The sequence below is a fragment of the Heyndrickxia oleronia genome (genome assembly GCF_017809215.1).
Classification (GTDB): Bacteria; Bacillota; Bacilli; order Bacillales; family Bacillaceae_C; genus Heyndrickxia; species Heyndrickxia oleronia.
This window is the reverse complement of the sequence record NZ_CP065424.1, coordinates 4,702,504-4,718,091: the sequence shown is the minus strand read 5'-3', so window position 1 is coordinate 4,718,091 and position 15,588 is coordinate 4,702,504. Positions and strand designations below refer to the sequence as shown.

General features: G+C 35.6%; 15 protein-coding genes. 13 read left to right on the top strand and 2 right to left on the bottom strand.

The window, feature by feature from the left end; translation table 11 throughout:
• Positions 1-5: 5 nt before the first annotated feature.
• From gatB to I5818_RS23650, 6 genes are all read left to right on the top strand, one after another.
• Positions 6-1,436: an Asp-tRNA(Asn)/Glu-tRNA(Gln) amidotransferase subunit GatB gene (gene gatB / locus I5818_RS23675; protein ID WP_058004495.1), complete on the top strand. Its 1,431-nt coding sequence runs from the start codon at positions 6-8 to the stop codon at positions 1,434-1,436.
• A gap of 389 nt (positions 1,437-1,825) precedes the next feature.
• Positions 1,826-2,386, top strand: coding sequence for a thioredoxin family protein (locus I5818_RS23670; RefSeq protein ID WP_235849550.1), 561 nt, complete (start codon positions 1,826-1,828; stop codon positions 2,384-2,386).
• A gap of 142 nt (positions 2,387-2,528) precedes the next feature.
• Complete coding sequence (locus tag I5818_RS23665; protein WP_078109461.1) at positions 2,529-3,791, top strand: methyl-accepting chemotaxis protein; 1,263 nt, start codon at positions 2,529-2,531, stop codon at positions 3,789-3,791.
• 201 nt (positions 3,792-3,992) lie between these two features.
• Entirely contained in the window at positions 3,993-4,937 is a 945-nt protein-coding gene (locus I5818_RS23660; protein WP_058004498.1) for a ring-cleaving dioxygenase, read from the top strand.
• Positions 4,934-5,545, top strand: a complete 612-nt coding sequence (locus I5818_RS23655) for an alpha/beta hydrolase (protein ID WP_071977433.1) — start codon at positions 4,934-4,936, stop codon at positions 5,543-5,545. The genes I5818_RS23660 and I5818_RS23655 overlap by 4 nt, the downstream gene beginning before the upstream one ends.
• A 435-nt stretch (positions 5,546-5,980) precedes the next feature.
• The gene (locus I5818_RS23650) at positions 5,981-7,159 is read left to right on the top strand and encodes a DHH family phosphoesterase (protein WP_058004499.1); all 1,179 of its coding nucleotides are present in this window, start codon (positions 5,981-5,983) and stop codon (positions 7,157-7,159) included.
• 44 nt (positions 7,160-7,203) lie between these two features.
• Here I5818_RS23650 and I5818_RS23645 read toward each other — a convergent pair whose 3' ends face one another.
• The gene (locus tag I5818_RS23645) at positions 7,204-7,803 is read right to left on the bottom strand and encodes a GNAT family N-acetyltransferase (protein ID WP_078109462.1); all 600 of its coding nucleotides are present in this window, start codon (positions 7,801-7,803) and stop codon (positions 7,204-7,206) included.
• Positions 7,804-7,960: 157 nt separating this feature from the next.
• Here I5818_RS23645 and I5818_RS23640 point away from each other — a divergent pair, with 157 nt between their 5' ends.
• The 7 genes from I5818_RS23640 to I5818_RS23610 all read left to right on the top strand — a co-directional run bounded on the left by I5818_RS23640 (position 7,961) and on the right by I5818_RS23610 (position 13,944).
• Positions 7,961-8,545 carry a TetR/AcrR family transcriptional regulator gene (locus tag I5818_RS23640; protein WP_058004501.1) on the top strand — a complete coding sequence of 195 codons (585 nt, stop codon included), beginning with the start codon at positions 7,961-7,963 and terminating at the stop codon, positions 8,543-8,545.
• Positions 8,546-8,563: 18 nt separating this feature from the next.
• Positions 8,564-9,262 (top strand): SGNH/GDSL hydrolase family protein, encoded by a 699-nt coding sequence (locus tag I5818_RS23635; protein ID WP_078110619.1) that lies wholly within the window; start codon positions 8,564-8,566, stop codon positions 9,260-9,262.
• Between the two features lie 21 nt (positions 9,263-9,283).
• Entirely contained in the window at positions 9,284-9,796 is a 513-nt protein-coding gene (locus I5818_RS23630) for a DinB family protein (protein ID WP_235813348.1), read from the top strand.
• Positions 9,797-9,915: 119 nt separating this feature from the next.
• Positions 9,916-10,722: an arylamine N-acetyltransferase gene (locus I5818_RS23625; protein WP_071977438.1), complete on the top strand. Its 807-nt coding sequence runs from the start codon at positions 9,916-9,918 to the stop codon at positions 10,720-10,722.
• Positions 10,723-11,043: 321 nt separating this feature from the next.
• The gene (locus I5818_RS23620) at positions 11,044-11,958 is read left to right on the top strand and encodes a diacylglycerol kinase (RefSeq protein WP_058004505.1); all 915 of its coding nucleotides are present in this window, start codon (positions 11,044-11,046) and stop codon (positions 11,956-11,958) included.
• 147 nt (positions 11,959-12,105) lie between these two features.
• Positions 12,106-12,690: a TetR/AcrR family transcriptional regulator gene (locus I5818_RS23615; RefSeq protein WP_058004506.1), complete on the top strand. Its 585-nt coding sequence runs from the start codon at positions 12,106-12,108 to the stop codon at positions 12,688-12,690.
• Between the two features lie 57 nt (positions 12,691-12,747).
• Entirely contained in the window at positions 12,748-13,944 is a 1,197-nt protein-coding gene (locus tag I5818_RS23610; RefSeq protein WP_078110618.1) for a YhgE/Pip domain-containing protein, read from the top strand.
• A 52-nt stretch (positions 13,945-13,996) separates the two neighbouring features.
• Here I5818_RS23610 and putP read toward each other — a convergent pair whose 3' ends face one another.
• Positions 13,997-15,478 carry a sodium/proline symporter PutP gene (gene putP, locus I5818_RS23605; protein WP_071977440.1) on the bottom strand — a complete coding sequence of 494 codons (1,482 nt, stop codon included), beginning with the start codon at positions 15,476-15,478 and terminating at the stop codon, positions 13,997-13,999.
• Positions 15,479-15,588 lie beyond the last annotated feature (110 nt).

Genomic DNA, 15,588 nt, shown 5'->3' with positions numbered 1-15,588 from the left:
AAAAAATGAACTTTGAAACAGTTATTGGACTTGAGGTCCATGTTGAGTTAAAAACAGATTCCAAAATCTTTTCTTCCGCACCTGCTCACTTTGGTGCTGAGCCCAATACGAACACAACTGTTGTTGATTTAGGGTATCCAGGAGTATTACCTGTTATGAATAAGCGTGTGGTTGAATTTGGGATGAAAGCGGCAATGGCACTGAATTGTCAGATCGCTCAAGAGACTAAGTTTGACCGAAAAAACTATTTTTATCCCGACAATCCAAAGGCTTATCAAATCTCTCAATTTGATAAACCAATTGGTGAGCACGGTTGGATTGAGATTGAGGTGAATGGACAGAAGAAGAAAATCGGAATTACCCGGATTCATTTGGAGGAGGACGCAGGAAAACTAATTCACTCAGAAGATGGTTATTCTCTTGTTGACTTAAACCGTCAAGGGACTCCACTAATTGAGATTGTTTCCGAACCAGATATCCGGACACCTGATGAAGCATATGCTTATTTGGAAAAACTAAAATCCATTATTCAATATACAGATGTATCCGATTGTAAAATGGAAGAGGGTTCACTACGCTGCGATGCGAATATTTCGATCCGACCTGTTGGCCAAGAGGAGTTCGGTACGAAAACGGAATTGAAAAATTTAAACTCCTTTAACTTTGTTCGTAAAGGCTTGGAATATGAAGAAAAACGTCAAATTGAAGTGGTATCCTCAGGTGGTGTAATTGAACAAGAAACACGCCGCTTCGATGAAGCAACTGGAAAAACATTATTGATGCGTGTTAAAGAAGGTTCAGATGATTATCGTTACTTCCCAGAGCCAGATCTAGTCTCTATCTTTATTGATGAAGAGTGGATGGAAAAAGTACGTTCTGAAATTCCAGAATTACCTGATGCACGGAAGAAGCGTTATGTTGAAGAACTAGGATTGCCTGCATATGATGCCAATGTTTTAACTGTGACGAAGGAAATGGCAGATTTCTTTGAAGCAACAGTTGCAACTGGTGGAGAGGCGAAGCAAGCCTCAAACTGGATTATGGGGGAATTGTCTGCTTACTTAAATGCAGAGCAAAAAGAATTAGGAGACGTACAGTTAACTCCAGAAGGACTTGCTGGAATGATTAAGTTAATTGAGAATGGAACTATTTCTTCGAAGATTGCCAAAACCGTTTTTAAAGAACTAATCGAAAATGGTGGAGATCCAGAACAAATCGTAAAAGAAAAAGGCCTTGTTCAAATCTCAGACGAGGGTGCTTTATTAAAGATTATTGATGAAGTATTAGCGAACAATCAACAATCCATTGATGATTTCAAAAATGGTAAGGCGAAAGCTGTTGGCTATTTAGTTGGACAAATTATGAAAGCTACAAAGGGCCAAGCCAATCCTCCATTAGTGAATAAGCTATTAGTTCAAGAATTAAATAAGAAGTAAAATAGCTAAGGACAAATTTGTCCTTAGTTTTTTTTGTTGGAAATCTGGGTATAGTTCATTGGGCAACTAAATGGTAAAGGTGTGAACAACAATGTGCCAAACTTACATAGATTTCAAAAATACTTGCTCATATTGTTTGCGAAAAGTAGGGAAAGAGATTGATCAGGTGCTTCCTATATATGATTGGAAGACAGATAAATTGTTAGGTTATTTTTGCAAGGAGCACTATATGAAAGTAAAAAGCAGAAATATTATAAAAAGTTTTGAGCAAATTAGTTAATAGCAGATTTTAGTGAATATGGCTAAACTAATAATATATATGAACTTAAAAATGAAATATTTTTCTTTCTATGCTATTTTAAAACTATTAAGAGTAAGGAGTGATTAAAGTGACTACTTTAAACGAATGGTTTGAAAAAGGAATTCCTGCAAAGGATTTTATTGACTCGATGAAGGTACATAAAGAAAATTTACAATCAGTTTATGATCAGTTTTCAGTTGCAGTGGAAGATCAATCATTCTTTCAAGATGTAAAAGCGAAAGAGCTTCGGGCAATTGTCATTACTGAGGACTGGTGTGGAGATGCGATGATGAATACTCCAATCCTTTTAAAAATTGCGGAGGCTACAGGTATTGAAACACGAATGATTTTACGGGATCAAAATTTAGAATTAATGGATCAATATCTAACGAATGGAACGTCTCGATCAATTCCAATTTTTATCTTTATTGATAAAAATGGAGAAGAAAAAGCTGTCTGGGGACCACGGGCTCCAAAAGTTCAAGAGTTCGTTATGGAATTACGATCTGCTTTGCCACCTAAAGAGGATGAATCGTTCGAAGCTGAGCAAAAAGAAGTATATAAAAAAATTACACAGGCGTTTACTGAAAATACAAACCTGTGGAATGAAGTATATAATAGTATAAAAGCAACCTTAAAGAACGCCTAATAGGAAAAAAACAGGATTGTCTCAAGAAGAAGACAATCCTGTTTTTTATGTTTAAATAAGTCTTTAGGACTAGTTGTTTATATGATACTATAATACTAAAAGCGTTTTCATTAAATGGGGATTATAGGAAAGAGGGGCATAGATGAAGAAAAATAGTATGTTTGCCAAATTATTGCTATTTAATAGTTTACTGATTTTATTGATGGGATTAATCATTGGAGTATGCCAATTTTACTTGTTCGAGCAATCTCTTAACCACCTAATTCTCTTACTTAGTTCAGGTATTATTGCTGTCTTATTGAATATTGGTATATTCACGATGGTTTTTCGAAAAAAGTTTGCATTACTAAAAAAATCTGCTGAGCTTTCAGTAATTCTATCAAAAGGGTTGGTAACTGGGTCGAAAGAGACTCAATCCGTAGACGAAATAGAACAGATTCATCTTGCCTTAAATAACCTAACTCAAGAATCAGGGGTATTAATGAAAAAATTAAACGAAGTGAGCGGACAAGTAATTGAATCCGCCGCCGAACTTTCTGCCATTTCAGAAGTGACCTCTAACGGTAGCATAGAGATTGGTAAAGGGATAAATGAAATTGCGATAGGTGTCCAAAATCAAGCATTAGACCTAGAAAATACAAGTTTTCGAGTTGAAAGCTTAAATCAATCAATTGAGACAATGAATCTCCACAATCAAAAAATTAAAGAGGTAACAGCAAACTCTGAGGAAGCAACTAAAAAGGGAGCAGAGATTGTAATAGAGTTGAAAAAGTCTAACGAACAATCATTAAAAGCTTCAGAGGAAATTAGTGTTGGTATTACAAGCCTTTATAATAAAACATTGGATATTTCCAGAATTACAGAAACGATTAATAGTATTTCGGCAGAAACCAATTTATTGGCATTAAATGCTAGTATTGAGGCAGCTAGAGCAGGAGAACATGGAAAAGGATTCGCGGTAGTGGCTAGTGAGGTGCGGAAATTAGCCGAGCAATCCAATGAGGCGACCAAGCAAATTCAAGAAATGATCCATGGTATCGAGCAAGAAACAGAAAAGACGGTTCTGGCAATGTCTGAAACAATCACCCATACGCAACAGCTTGATGAAGCAGTGAAGGCGACAGAAAAAGAGTTTACATCTATTTCTAATGCTGTTACCCAGACGATTCAAGCGATTGATCAATTAAATGATGAACTTCAAAATATCACCGAACAAAATCAAAGTATAATGACAGCTATTCATAGTGTTTCAAGTGTGTCACAACAAGCTGCTGCATCGGTTGAGGAAATCACAGCAACCATTGAAGAACAGAATAATATGATTAATCATATTTCAAATTCTGCTAATCATTTAAGTAAAGTAAGTTCACAATTAAATTCATTAATAGACCGATATGACGCGTAAAGAGGGAATCCATTTTGGATATTCTCTCTTTTTTTTAGCCATGTAAAAGATTCTTTTCTGTCTAAAAAAGAACTATGTGAAAAATGGGCATTTGACGAAAGAAGGAAATTCATTTATAATTATCTCGAATTCGAGATATTTTGATTGAAGATGATTTTTAATAAATGTAATAGATCATAATAGAAAAAAGGAGGATGGCATATGCAAAGTGTAGGTATCCATCATATTACTGCGATCGTCGGTGATCCACAGGAAAATGTCCATTTTTATTCAGAAATTTTAGGTTTAAGATTGGTAAAGAAGACAGTGAATTTTGATGATCCGGGCACGTATCATCTTTATTTTGGGGATGAAGCCGGACACCCAGGAACCATTATTACTTTTTTCCCTTGGATAAACGCTTATAAAGGCCGAATAGGTGATGGTCAAGTGGGGGTTACTGCCTATGCAGTTCCAGAGGGAGCCCTTTCTTTTTGGAAAAACCGATTGACACAAAATGATATCCATTTTGATACAGTTGTTCGTTTTGAAGAGGAGTCTATCCTTTTTAATGATCCCCACGGATTAATCTTAGAAATTGTTGAGAGAAAAGAAGGTAAGAAAAGTGAATGGGAAATGGATGATATTTCAACAGATGTAGCGATTAAAGGGTTTGCTGGTGCTACTTTATTTTCTGGGGCGCCTAATAAAACAATGAATTTATTAGAAGAGCATATGGGCTTGGAGAAGGTTGGAGAAGAAGGAGAATATATTCGCTATCGTTCAATAGCTGATATTGGAAATGTAATCGACATTAAATTAACGACTACAGGTAGAGGATCAATGGGGGTAGGAACGGTCCATCATATTGCTTGGAGAACAAAGGATGATAACGAGCAATTGGAATGGCAAAAGTATTTGCCAACAGCTGGCTATCAAGTAACTCCTGTTCAAGATCGAAATTATTTCAATGCAGTCTATTTCAGAGAATTTGGAGGAATATTGTTTGAAATTGCAACAGATCCACCGGGATTTGCAATAGATGAGCCTAGGGAACAGCTTGGTGAACATTTAATGCTCCCTGCAAGATATGAAGGATATCGTCAACAACTTGAGGCGACCTTGCCACCAATACACATAGAAAAAAATAGGAGGAATGAGAAATGAAGCACTATTTTCAAAAAGGTAAGGATGCATCCAAGCCAGTCCTATTATTACTACACGGAACAGGTGGGAATGAACACTCCTTACTCCAAATAGCTGAAATGATTGATCCAGATGCATCAGTTTTAAGTGTCAGAGGAAATGTTCTGGAACATGGAATGCCTCGATTTTTTAAACGTTTAAGTGAAGGGGTCTTTGACCTAGATGATTTGGAGCTTAGGACAAAGGAACTAAATGATTTTTTAAATAATGCTTCAGTAGAATATGGATTTGATCGCCAAAACATCGTTGCAGTAGGGTATTCAAATGGCGCAAATATTGCAGGAAGTCTTCTATTTTATTTTGAAGAGGCTTTAAAAGGAGTTGTACTCTTCCATCCAATGGTACCGAGAAGAGACTTGGATATCCCATCGATGGATCAGCTTCCAGTATTCATCGGAGCAGGTGTGAATGATCCATTAATTAAAATGGCTGAGACAGAAGAACTAAAGGAAATCTTAGAGCAAAATGGAGCAACCGTTACACTTTTTTGGGAAAATTATGGCCACCAATTAACGGAAGCTGAAGTGATGAATGCAGCGAAATGGTATCAGGAAAATTTTCGTAAGTAGGAGAGGGATCGAATAGACGTGCTAGAGGAATAGAATGGACGTTATATGTGAAAAAGCGTTATTTCGATCTGATAATGGGCATACAAACCTTCTAATAAATTTGGGCATATAGCAGATTCAGTGTTTATAAAAGCCTTGAAACAGTAAGGTTATTTTGTCCGTATAGAGATAGAGCTAAATGAAAAAACCTGGATTTCTTTGAAATCTAGGCTTTTTTCATGTGGTCATTATTCTCTATTCTACTCTTATTAACCTCTTGATGTAATCGGATGGAACAATAAGATACTCCTTTAATAGAAGGATCATACATGGTTCAATCCTATCAACTATAATGATCGGGTTTTTTAATCCAGCAAATGCCTGCTATACTAAAGTTTATATCGACCTTTCAATAAATTTCTTATTTTTATCCATACTATATTTGAGGTGAAGTTCATGTATAAACTATTATCACATAATGATTTAGACGGAGTAGGCTGTGGCATTTTAGGGAAGCTTGCCTTTGGTGATAAAATCAGTGTTCGCTATAATTCTATTTCAAATCTTAATCGGGAAGTGGAATCATTTTTAGGGAATGATGATAAAGATACATATTTATTTATAACAGACCTATCTGTAAATGAAGAGAATGAAAAAGGATTGGCTTCATATGTACAGGAAGGGGGCAAGGTCCAATTAATTGATCATCATAAAACTGCGTTGCATTTCAATGAGTATTCATGGGGACATGTAGTCGTTGAGGATGAAGAGGGGAAATTAACTTCTGCAACTTCTTTATTATATGAATACCTTGTTTCTCATCAATATTTAGAGCCCACGAACGCAATTGCCGAATTTGTGGAGCTTATAAGACAATACGATACATGGGAATGGGAGAAAAATGATAATCAACAAGCACAACGTTTGAATGCTCTATTTTTCTTAATTTCCATCGATGAATTTGAAGAAAAAATGCTTCAACGTCTTCAAGAGGATGACCATTTTGACTTTGATGAGTTTGAGACAAAGCTTTTAGAAATGGAAGAGCATAAGATTGAACGCTATATTCGTAGAAAAAGACGAGAACTGGTGCAAACAAAAGTCGGAGAACATTATGCAGGGATAGTTTATGCAGAATCCTATCACTCTGAACTAGGAAATGAATTAGGGAAAGAATATCCACACCTTGATTTTATTGTGATTTTAAATATAGGGGCAAAGCGTGTAGGATTTCGAACGATTCATGAACATGTGGATGTATCTGAAGTGGCTGGACATTTTGGTGGTGGAGGGCATGCCAAAGCCTCTGGCTGCTCATTAAATGAAGAAGCGTATAAACAGTTTGTTACTAACACCTTTCATTTAGAACCACTTCATGAGGATGCACAACGAAATCGTCATAATCTTAAGGGGTCTGATCTTGGATCTATGTATAGAAACCATAAGGCAGACATCTTCTTCCTTTATAAAGAAAATGAGCAATGGGTCATTGAGAAAAATAAAAGAAAAACGGAACACGCATTTACAAGCTTTGAGGATGCAGAGAAACATTTAAAGAGAAGTGAAGCTGCTTGGCTTGTTAAAGATGATGAGTTTGTAAATTATTTATTAGGTGAAGTTAGGAATAAGAAATAATAAATAATTAGGATAAAAACAGAGCAGCTTGTTACCCAAGCTGCTTATCTATCATATACCTTCTTTTGCTTTAAAAGATACCTTTCTTCAAACTCCTCCTTCAGAATGGAAAATACTTTTAAATCCCAGTGCTTTTCTTTAATAAATACTGCTTTTCGTAATGTTCCCTCATAGGACATACCGATCTTTTCCATCACACGTTTTGAGCCGATGTTTTCAGTAAAGCATCTTGCTTGGATACGGATTAAATCCATTTTATCAAATCCAAATTTGATTAATTCTTTCGCTGCTTCAGCTGTTATTCCCTCGCCCCAGTAATCCTGATGTAATACATATCCAATTTCTGCAGTTTGATGGGTTGGATTCCATAAGACAAAATCAATGGTTCCAATCATCCGACCATTATCTTTATATTCAATTGCCCACGGTGATACCTGTTTTTCCGCATACTTGTTTAGCACAAATTCAATAAATTGCTTGGTGTCTGATAATGTACGGTGTGTGTCCCAAGTTACATATTTAGATACTTCATCATTTGAACCATATGCAAAAATATCTTCAAGGTCATCTAATGATATTTTTCTTAAGATTAATCGTTCAGTTTCGAAAGTAGGGAATTTCCCATATATATCCTCAATATTCATCATATCACCCCTCAATAGTTTGTTCTCCATTATATAATGTAGAATTTAGAAAATAAATAAAATTTAATTATTATCAATCAAATGATAGAAATATATCTGAATATTTTATATAATTAAATTAGAACAATCGTTCAAATATTTTAGGAAGGTTTAGGAAATGGGAAGAAGATACGATAGTGAAAAATCAAGAAAAGACATCATGGAACATGCTTTTTCATTATTTTCTCAACATGGCTATGCACAAACATCTGTAGGTGATATTTCCAAGGCATCAGGCTATAGTAAAGGACATATTTATTATCATTTTATAAACAAAGAAAAGCTATTTGTCTTATTAGCTCAAAACACAATGAAAGAGTGGCATAAAAAATGGTTACAAAAGGAAAGGAACTATCAATCAGCAAAGGAGAAACTGTTCGGAATTGCCGAGCATGTCCTGTATAACTATCAAACCCCTTTGCTTAAAGCAGGACAAGAACTTGCATCAAATCCGCATTCAACTCCAGAATCAATCAAGCAATTATATGAATTAGCCATTGTTCCGATGAGTGTGTACAAAAAGATTTTACAGGAGGGAATGGATCAAGGGGAATTTAAAAAAGAGGATATTGAGGAATTGACTACTTTATTAGGGACCTGGTTAGGAGGACTATGTCAATTAACGAATACACAAGAATTAAGTACCTTAGAGCCATTATTTAAAAAAGCGATTACTATCTTTTATGAGTCTATTAAGAAGTAATGATAAGGGGGTAACCATGTGAAGATAGGATTGATTGGAGACAGTTTGACTGAAGGACGACCAGGTGTTTCTTTTTACAAAATTTTAAAAGGAAAATACCCGAATGAAATATTCATAAACTTAGGGAAACCTGGAGAAACAGTAAAAAGCTTGTACAATCGTCTATCTAAAACAACATTGGATACAGATTTTGATCTTATTTTTCTTTGGATTGGCGTAAATGATGTCTATTCTAAATTGTTAAAAGTTCAGGCACAACCGGTATCTAATAATCGTGAAGAATTTGAAGATTACTATAAGCGAATTATTGAATGGATCAAAGCCTATTCTAAAAAAGTCATTGTTGTTACACCTGCTCTTGTCGGAGAAAAGATGGATAGCCCATCTAACATGGAGATTAAGGAATTAGCAAAAATGGTTGACTCGATTGCTAGTTCTTATATGGATATTTCTGTGCTAGATATGCAACAAATTTTTAGCAAACATTTAGCAAACCTTGAATGTTCAGATTACATTAGTACAAACGTGATGACCATTATGAAGGATGCACTCTTTGTAAAGAAAATTCCTCGAATCGATAAGCTTTCAAAAGAAAGAGGTCTTTATTTTACTTTGGATGGGGTTCATATGAATAGTAAGGGTGCTGAAATAGTAGCTGATGCATATGGTTCGGTGATTGACCCAATTGTATCCAATCAAACGATTGGCATTCAGTAAAAGGGAGGATGATTTGAGTTGGTGAGAAAGTCATTACAGGTATCAACATTACCAGGTTATGAAAAGGAAATTGGTCGGTGGCTTTGGTGTTTAGAGGACGTTCGCCGAACACTTATCAATGCATTATCTGGAACAAATGAAAATGTTCTCGATGCTAAAATTGATGATAGACAATCGATTGGTTCATTGTTATATCATATTGCATTAATTGAAGCGGATTGGTTATACGAAGAAGTTCTTTGTACAGATTGGGATCCTGACATTCTCTCATTATTTCCGCAAGATTGCCGCGCTGAAGACGGAACATTATCTCATGTTGAGGGACAAAGTCTAGAAGAACATTTGCACCGCTTATCGAAGGTACGTGAGGTATTTCTCTCTCATTTTCGTTGCATGGATCTAGAAGATTGGAGAACACCAAGGATTCTTGAACCCTATGATGTGACGCCGGAATGGGTGGTCTATCATTTAATTGAACATGAAGCCCATCATAGAGGGCAAATCTTACAGCTATTGAAGCAATTACAGAGGTAGTAATCAATCCTATCAACAATCAATCTTTCATCACGTTATTGCAGGAATTCTTACTTTTTGCGAGAATGTTTTATTAAGAGGTATACTTTAATTAGATACTGAATGAAAGAGTGATTGTTTTGGAACAGACGGTTGAAAACTATTTACGATATTTAAAAATAGATATGGAGTTACCTTCCCAAAACTATTTACAGCGTTTGATCCAACATCATCTATCTCGCATTCCTTATGAAACGTTTAGTAAGTTCCATTATTTTTATGAAGGAACGGGTTTTGTTCCCTCATTAGCTGTATTTGTTGAAAATTTAATGGAAAAGGGATGGGGAGGAACCTGTTATACACTAAATATTAATTTCTCTCGACTTCTCTCAGAGCTAGGATTTTCGTGTTCCCTAGTTAGGGTCAATCCAGGGCATTTAGCAATTATGGTGACATTGGAAAATCGTAGGTTTTATGTTGATGTAGGTTATGGGTCACCTATAATGAAACCAATTGACCTAGAAGCTAAGAGGAGACATATCCTCCATGGATTCGGTGAGGAAATTATTTTTACTCAAACTACAGCTGACCGATTTGAAATCGATCGCCGATCAAACGGAAAATCCTTTGTGAAAAAGGAGATTGAGTGGGTTCCGTTAACAGAAGCAGATATTAAAGATGATATTATACATTCTTATATGGATGAGGATCAAAACACAACTATGAGACGAATTACGGCTGTTCGATTTAATGGGCAAGAATGTTATTTCCTACGGGATCATTCAATTAAAGTAATGACCTATCGAAATATTCGAGAAATTCAAATGCGTGATATAAATAAATGGAAGAAGACCGTACAAGAAGTTTACCAAATAGAAGAAAATTCCTTAAGTGAATCTATTCAGTTCCTCAAGGAACGTGGCGTTGTATTATTCAAAAATGGGTAAATTTAATTACTAGCCTTATCGAGGGGCTAGTTTTTTAATGGGTTGTTGAGAATAAATGTTACAATGATGGTAAACAATGAAAGCATGATGAAATTTGTAAATTAAGGTATTTCAATTGAAATCCACACTTTAATTGTGACGAAAAATTGTTAATACTAGATTTTTACAGTCAAAAGAGGTATGATATTTTCGTGAAAGAAGGACTTAGATCTGGCTACGGCCAGTTTTTCTATGTAACAGGATATCGATTGAACGTAACTTTTGAATGTAAATGCCAAATACGAAAAATAAATTTGTAAAAGTAAGGTTAGGATGATGAAAATGAAACGTGCAAGAATAATCTATAATCCAACCTCAGGACGAGAATTATTTAAGAAACATATTGCGAATGTATTGCAAAAATTAGAGGTTGCTGGTTATGAAGCTTCTTGTCATGCGACAACAGCTGCAGGAGATGCCATTAACGCTGCGAAGATTGCAGTTGAACGTAAATATGATATTGTTATCGCAGCAGGTGGAGATGGAACAATTAATGAGGTTGTAAATGGTCTTGCAGAGCAAGAATATCGTCCGAAGCTAGGGGTCATTCCCGTTGGGACAACGAATGATTTTGCGCGAGCATTACATATCCCGCGTGATATTGAAGCTGCAGTTGATATTATTGTAAAAGGTGATACGATTCCTGTCGATATCGGCAAAATGAATGATAGCTATTTTATCAATATAGCCGGCGGCGGTAGATTGACTGAGTTAACTTATGAAGTACCAAGTAAATTAAAAACAATGCTTGGACAGTTGGCCTATTATATGAAAGGAATTGAGATGCTTCCTTCTATTAGAGCGACAGAAATGAGCATCGAATATGATGGGAAACTATTTGAGGGAGAAGCGATGCTTTTCTTAATAGGACTGACCAATTCGGTTGGTGGATTTGAAAAATTAGCTCCAGATTCATCGGTAAATGATGGTTTATTTTCATTAATTATTTTGAAGAAGACCAATCTTGCTGAATTTATACGAGTAGTGACAGCTGCAATTACGGGTAATCATATTAATGATCCAAACGTCATTTATACATCGGCGAATCGCATTAAGGTGAATTCAACAGAAAAAATGCAATTAAACATTGATGGAGAATTCGGTGGGTTAGTTCCTGCAGAATTTGAAAATTTATATCGCCATTTAGATGTATTTGTTCCAATTGATCGGATTCGACCTGAAGATAGAGTGGATTAATAAAAACGCCTTAGAGCACTTATCATATTTTTTAAGATAAGTGCTCTTTTATAAATATTTGGTAAAAAATGATTGACTTTTCTATTATTCCAAATTAAGCTAGTTATGTAAGTGATCACTTGCATACATGAAAGTTGGATGAAAAAAATGAATGAACAAAAAAATACTTCAGAAAGAATTATTGAAGCATTTATCGAATTGTTTCGGGATTTCGGCTATAAAGGGGCAACAACTCGAGCTGTCGCAGAACGTGCTGGGGTCAATGAAGTAACGATTTTTCGGCATTTTGGAAACAAAAAAGGCATTATGGATGCTGCTCTCGAATCTGTGTCCTACAGTCCCTTTCTTGAAAAAATCATTAATGAGGATATGGTATGGGATTTAGAAAAAGACCTGTGGAAAATAGCTGATAGTTATCATAGGTATATGGTTAAGATCAATGATTTAGTATTAATTGGTTTCCGAGAGGCTCAGCTATTTCCTGAGCTTAATGACACGATTGTACAAATTCCTAAGCAATTAAAAGCCAATTTGGTTTCTTATTTAACAGAAATGTATAACAGAGGCAAATTAATTGAGACAAATATTGAATTTCAAGCAATGAACTTTATTTGGTTGAATTTCGGCTACTTTCTTTCAAAAAGTCGTTTTGGTAATCAGGTGATTGCAAGCTCACAAAATGAATTTTTGAAACATAGTATACAGCTTTTTGCTAGGGGACTAACCCCCTAGTAAATTTTTTAATTATTATGCAAGTATGTACTTGCTTTAATTAGGGAGGAATAAAAAATGACTATGATGAAACAGTTTTTTAAGCAATCTGAAACATTTATTGGTCTAGGAGCAGCATTTTTCTTCCTGCTCATTTTCTTTTGTGTATGGATGACTGCGTATGATGGAGTGAATGATCGAATTGATCAATTAAAAATTGGTTTTGTTAATGAGGATAAGCAAATGGGTTTAGTGATAGAAAAGGAAATGGAGAAAAACATTCCATTTGATATAAAAATATACCAAACAATTGAGTCTGCCCAAAAGGATATGAACCAACGGAAATTGGATATGGTGATGCAAGTACCCAAAGGCTTTTCAAGCGAGATTCAAGAAAAGGGAAGAACAGATCTTAAATACTTCATTAATCAGGCAAATGCTTCATTGGCGAAACAATTAATGGATGTGACTGCAAATACGATTACACAAAGTGTGAATGAAAATGTCTATATGTATAAGCAACAGCTTATTCTTTCTAAAGTACCCGAACAGATGACTACTGTTATTTCTTCAAAGGAGCTTGCACAAAGTCTTACCAAAAATATAGAGTCAGCACTACAATCATTGAGTATTCAATCAGTCCAGCCATCTGTTGAAAAGACAAATCATGTAGATGGATTTGCTGCGACAATGGTTCCAATGATGATTGTACTTGCTTCCTTTGTTGGATCGATGATTATGAGTCTCAATGTTCATATGGCATCAATCAAATTAAAACCAAGCTATAGTAAATGGAGGATCTTACTAGCAAGAATAGTTATAAATGCAGGTGTTGCCCTATTGTTGACAGTAATCTCACTAGTATTAATGGAGGCTTTCAATATTGAACTGCAAAGAACCTTCATAGAAACAGGGGTTTTTCAATTGTTAGTCTACTTTTCCTTTTTAAGTTTAACTCAGATGTTTGTGGTATTATTTGGACCTGGGGGAATGCTGTTTAATATTCTCGTTCTTTCACTACAACTAGTTACCTCGGGAGTGATCGTTCCTAAAGTGATGCTATCTAATTTTTATCAATCAGTCGGTTCTGTACTCCCAGCAACCTACGCTGCAGATGGTTATTACACGGTCATATTTGGCGGAGAAAAATTAGCATTAAATATGATGATTTTACTACTCATATCATTGGTGTCTGTTGTTATTGTAATAATTAAAGTAGCATTTCAGAAATCTAGTGCAGGAGTGTTAAGGGAAAAAGTCTCTGTATCACAGTAAAAACAATCCCGAGTATACAATAATGGGCTGTCAACAGACAGCCCATCTATGTTTATTCTTGTTTTAATAATAGTTTGCTTTGTTCAAATTCCTTTTCAATTTCCCCATTATGCTTATAGGTAGCTAAACTAACGACAATACTTACGATGAGGTTTACTATGAATCCTGGAACGATTTCATATAAGGTGTCACTGAGTCCAAGATTAGACCAGATAATAACAGTAGCTGCACCTGTAACCATTCCAAAGATGGCCCCCCAGTTATTCATCTTTTTCCAGAATAGGCTTAGGAATACAACTGGCCCAAAAGATGCACCGAATCCAGCCCATGCATAAGATACAAGCTTAAGAATAGTCGAATTATGATCAAATGCTAATAAAGCCGCAACAATGGCTACAACGAGAACAGCCATTCTTCCGAAGAAAACTAATTCCTTGTCTGAGGCATTACGACGGAACATTAATTTATATAGATCTTCGGTTAAGGCACTAGAAGTAACGATTAATTGAGAGGATACTGTACTCATAATAGCTGCTAGTACTGCGGCAAGAACAAGTCCTGCTATAAGCGGATGGAAAAGAATTTGCCCTAATTGGATAAACACTGTTTCAGCATCTGCTTTACCTAATGGTGCACCAATATTATGAAAGTATGCAATTCCGATCAAAGCTGTTAATGATGTTCCCGCTAATGAAAGGATCATCCAGCCCATTCCAATTCTTCGAGCACTTTTTGTTTCTTTAACCGTTTTAATTGCCATAAAGCGTACGATAATATGTGGCTGTCCTACGTAACCAAGCCCCCATGCAAGAGCAGAAATAACTCCTAGCACAGTGGTTCCCTTAAATAAATTAAGTAAAGTCGGATCAATTGAGCGAATGGTTTCAAATGTTTCCGCAGGACCTCCTGTTTTAAAGATTGCGATTGCTGGTACAAGAAGTAAGGCAATCACCATTATGAGACCTTGAATAAAATCGGTCCAGCTAACAGCAAGGAAACCTCCGAATAATGTATAGGCCACGACGACCCCTGCTACAATAAATAGGCCTGTTTTATAGTGTAACCCGAAGGAGCTTTCAAAGAAAACAGCCCCGGATACCATTCCGGATGAAACATAGAAAGTAAAGAATATTAAAATAACTAAAGACGAAACAATTCTTAATAATTTCGTAGAATCTTTGAATCGGTTTTCTAAATAGGATGGTATCGTAATAGAATCATTGGCAACCTGTGTATAGGAACGTAGACGTGGGGCAATTAATACCCAGTTTAAATAAGCACCAATCGTTAATCCAATGGCAATCCAGGCATCGGCTAATCCGTTTAAATATAAGCCACCTGGAAGTCCCATTAACAACCAACCACTCATATCTGCAGCTCCTGCACTTAAGGCAGTAACGGCTGGACCTAATGAGCGTCCACCTAGCATATAGTCAGTTAGGTTACTTGTTTTGCGGTATGCGTAAAAACCAATTAATAGCATCAATACCATATAAAGACCAATGGCTATCAGTTTGTATGCATCATCTGTCATCATGATCATCTCCTTCTAGTTGTATAAATTACACATTCTGAATGCCTTTTCATTATAGCGTAAAAAATGTATTTTTAAAATTACTAATGTTAGGAAAAGAGTAGATATAT

Bases quoted from the DNA above. Each gene is read 5' to 3' on its own strand.
- gatB (WP_058004495.1), top strand. From the start codon at position 6: ATGAACTTTGAAACAGTTATTGGACTTGAGGTCCATGTTGAGTTAAAA.
- I5818_RS23665 (WP_078109461.1), top strand. From the start codon at position 2,529: ATGAAGAAAAATAGTATGTTTGCCAAATTATTGCTATTTAATAGTTTA.
- I5818_RS23660 (WP_058004498.1), top strand. From the start codon at position 3,993: ATGCAAAGTGTAGGTATCCATCATATTACTGCGATCGTCGGTGATCCA.
- I5818_RS23655 (WP_071977433.1), top strand. From the start codon at position 4,934: ATGAAGCACTATTTTCAAAAAGGTAAGGATGCATCCAAGCCAGTCCTA.
- I5818_RS23650 (WP_058004499.1), top strand. From the start codon at position 5,981: ATGTATAAACTATTATCACATAATGATTTAGACGGAGTAGGCTGTGGC.
- I5818_RS23645 (WP_078109462.1), bottom strand. From the start codon at position 7,803: ATGAATATTGAGGATATATATGGGAAATTCCCTACTTTCGAAACTGAA.
- I5818_RS23640 (WP_058004501.1), top strand. From the start codon at position 7,961: ATGGGAAGAAGATACGATAGTGAAAAATCAAGAAAAGACATCATGGAA.
- I5818_RS23620 (WP_058004505.1), top strand. From the start codon at position 11,044: ATGAAACGTGCAAGAATAATCTATAATCCAACCTCAGGACGAGAATTA.
- I5818_RS23615 (WP_058004506.1), top strand. From the start codon at position 12,106: ATGAATGAACAAAAAAATACTTCAGAAAGAATTATTGAAGCATTTATC.
- I5818_RS23610 (WP_078110618.1), top strand. From the start codon at position 12,748: ATGACTATGATGAAACAGTTTTTTAAGCAATCTGAAACATTTATTGGT.
- putP (WP_071977440.1), bottom strand. From the start codon at position 15,478: ATGACAGATGATGCATACAAACTGATAGCCATTGGTCTTTATATGGTA.